A 3,177-nucleotide genomic window follows, 5' to 3' on the forward strand; every position below is an offset into this window, starting at 1 on the left:
GGCGCGGTCGGACTGGATGCCGACGCGGCCGCCGACGGCGCGGTCGCCGAGGCACTGGAGCGGCTGGCAGCGGCGCAGGCGGGATTCGAGGTGCGCCGCCGTGATGCGCTGACGCCCGCGCAACGCCTGGACGAATCGACCTTCGCCTTGTTCTCGGCACGCCAACGTGCGACACCGGACTTCCCGTGGCCGATGCCCGAACACGATGGCGACCTGTTCGCCGCGGTGCACGCGCTGGATGACAACCGTGTGGCTTGGGTGCCGCAGGAACTGGTGGGCCTGGGGCCGCGCAGTGGCCTGGCGCGCTTGCCGTCGACGTCCAGTGGGCTGGCGGCTTGGCGCAATGGTCGCGATGGCGCGTGGCTGGCGGTGCTGCGTGCGGCCCAGGAGCTGCTGGAGCGCGATGCGCTGGCAGTGACATGGCTCAATGGCGTGGCCGGCCGACGCATCGCGCTACCGGCGCAATGGCACGCCCATGTGGACGCGCGCGGTGGTGAACTGCAGGCGTTCGACCTGACCCAGCACTGGAACCCGCACCCGGTGATCGCGGTCGCCGGTGGCATGCCGTTCGAAGGCCGTCCCCGCTACGTCCTCGGCATCGCCTGCCGCGCCGATCCGGGCGAGGCACTGCACAAGGCGCTGCTGGAATGGCAGCAGGCACTGACCTTTGCCGCGCACCTGTGTGGCCGCGAAAGTGCCCGGCTGCCGCGCGATCCCGCAGCGCTGCGCAGCTTTGATGAACATGCCGCGTTCTACACCCTGCGCCCGGAGCTGTGGTCGCAGCTGCCGCTGCTGCGCAAGGCAGACGCCAGCAGCGTGCAGCTGCCCCCGCCGGACGCAGCGCTCCGGCCCGCCGCGTCGCGCGCGATTGCCGAGCTGGACATGCTGCGGCGTCGCCTCGGCCGTGCCGGCGTCGCCCTGTACTACCGCGAGTTGACCACTACCGATGTGGCGGCGGCCGGACTGCGGGTGATGCGGGTGCTGTCGCCGCAGCTCAGTGGCCTGCATGCCGACGAGCGTGCACCGTTCCTCGGCGGTCGGTGCCGGGACGTGGCATGGCGGTATCCCGGCGTGCCGCACAGCGGCGGCTTTCCCAATCCCTTCCCGCATCCATTGGGCTGATGCACGAGGACCGCATGCCGTCACCGCCCTCCCCCTGGCACGATGCCCCGCTGTTCCATCTGTTCTGGCACAACGGCGAACTCAATCCTGCGCGCGCCGAGGTGATGCGCACGCGCATCGCCGAAGATGCCGCACGCCCCTGGTCGCCGCCGCGCCCGTTGCATGCGGCCGCCGGCATCGCCCTCCCGGACCCGGTAGCGCCCGGTGATCCCCTGGCGCAGCGCCACAGTGGCCGCCGTTTCGGTGACGCACGCTGGGGCGTGCAGGAGCTGGGGCGCGTGCTCGCCCCGCTGCGGGCCCGATCCAGCGACAGTGACACCCGGCGACTGCCGTCCGGTGGGGCCAAGTATCCGATCCAGGCCTATGCCGCGCTGTACGGCGCCGACGATGCGATCGCCGCAGGCCAGGGCATCTGCTGGTACGACCCGCTGCACCACGCGCTGGTGCCGGTGTCGCCCTGCCCACCGTGGCCGGCGCTCGCCCCGCTGCTTGGCGTGGAGTGGCCGGAGCGGCCGGCGGCCGTCCTGTTCCTGATCGCCGAGCCGGCGGGCACGCTGGCCAAGTACGGCGAGCGCGGTGGTCGCTTCGTGTTGCTCGAGGCCGGGGTCTGGCTGGGGGCGCTGGGGCAGCAGGTCGCGGCGATGAACGCGGTCGGCTGCGCGATCGGCGCTTTCGACGATGCCGCCGTACTGGCCCTGCTCGGACTCGACCCACGGCGGCATCTGGCCGTGTTGGCCTATGCCTGTGGTCCGGCGCCGTGACCACCGCCGGCGCCGCACCAGCCAACTGACCAGCATCCTCGTCCACTGGGGGCGGCGGAACCAAGGGTCAAGCATATGCTCATGACCGGAGCGCATCAGACCCTTCCGGATCGGCCTGAACAGGCAGCCCCGGCGCCCGGTCGGCACGGCCGGGGCGTTCTACAATGCGCGCATGCAGATTGGCCTCTACAACATCCAGCCCAACGTGGTGCTGGCACCGATGGCCGGTGTCACCGACAAACCCTTCCGCCTGCTGTGCAAACGGCTGGGCGCGGGCTTGGCCGCCTCGGAGATGACCATCTCCGATCCGCGCTTCTGGACCACCCGCAAGTCGCTCCACCGCATGGACCATGCCGGCGAGCCGGACCCGATCAGCGTGCAGATCGCCGGCACCGAGCCGCAGCAGTTGGCCGAGGCCGCGCGGTACAACGTGGACCACGGCGCGCAGATCATCGACATCAACATGGGCTGCCCGGCCAAGAAGGTCTGCAACGCGTGGGCCGGTTCGGCGCTGATGCGCGACGAGGATCTGGTGGCGCGCATCCTCACTGCCGTGGTGCAGGCGGTGGACGTTCCGGTGACGCTGAAGATCCGCACCGGCTGGGACTGCGACCACCGCAACGGCCCGCGCATCGCCCATATCGCCGAGGACAGCGGCATTGCCGCGCTGGCAGTGCATGGCCGCACCCGCGACCAGCACTACACCGGCCAGGCCGAGTACGAGACCATCGCCGCGATCAAGGCCGCGCTGCGCATTCCGGTGCTGGCCAATGGCGATATCGATTCGCCGCAGAAGGCCGCCCACGTGCTGGCCGTGACCGGCGTGGACGCGGTGATGATCGGCCGGGCCGCGCAGGGCCGGCCCTGGATCTTCCGTGAAGTGGCGCATTACCTGGCCACCGGTGAACTGCTCGCCCCGCCCTCGCTGGACGAGGTGCGCGACATCCTGCTGGGCCACCTGCACGCGCTGCACGACTTCTACGGCGAAGCGCAGGGTGTGCGCATCGCGCGCAAGCACCTGGGCTGGTACGCCAAGGACCGGCCGGAGAACGCCGCCTTCCGCGCGGTGGTCAACCGCGCCGACGACGCCGCCAGCCAGATCGCGTTGACCACCGACTACTTCAATGCGCTTGCCGCCGGCCTGCCGCATGCCGAGGCCAACGCCGAGGCGCGCTGCGCCATTGCCCCCTGATCCGCCGAGCCACGCTCGACGCTATGTGACCCTGCTCCCATGACCCCGCCGATCACCGCCCCCACCTACCTGCACGGTTTCTCCGATACCGAGCAGCACCGC

3 protein-coding genes are annotated in these 3,177 nt (G+C 70.9%); all 3 read left to right on the forward strand.

Translation table 11 applies throughout. The features are described from left to right. Positions 1–1,122 (forward strand): YcaO-like family protein (locus DBR34_RS17915; RefSeq protein WP_219928334.1); only part of this gene is annotated, 1,122 nt, incomplete at its 5' end. 14 nt (positions 1,123–1,136) lie between these two features. After that, complete coding sequence (locus DBR34_RS17920; RefSeq protein ID WP_128097788.1) at positions 1,137–1,883, forward strand: SagB/ThcOx family dehydrogenase; 747 nt, start codon at positions 1,137–1,139, stop codon at positions 1,881–1,883. Positions 1,884–2,055: 172 nt separating this feature from the next. After that, positions 2,056–3,075, forward strand: coding sequence for a tRNA dihydrouridine synthase DusB (gene dusB, locus DBR34_RS17925; protein WP_128097789.1), 1,020 nt, complete (start codon positions 2,056–2,058; stop codon positions 3,073–3,075). The last annotated feature ends 102 nt before the right edge of the window (positions 3,076–3,177 follow it).

It is taken from the genome of Stenotrophomonas sp. HMWF003, assembly GCF_003061285.1.
GTDB lineage: Bacteria > Pseudomonadota > Gammaproteobacteria > Xanthomonadales > Xanthomonadaceae > Stenotrophomonas > Stenotrophomonas maltophilia_AP.

Coding starts and splice junctions, on each gene's coding strand:
- DBR34_RS17920 (WP_128097788.1), top strand. CDS start 1,137: ATGCCGTCACCGCCCTCCCCCTGGCACGATGCCCCGCTGTTCCATCTG.
- dusB (WP_128097789.1), top strand. CDS start 2,056: ATGCAGATTGGCCTCTACAACATCCAGCCCAACGTGGTGCTGGCACCG.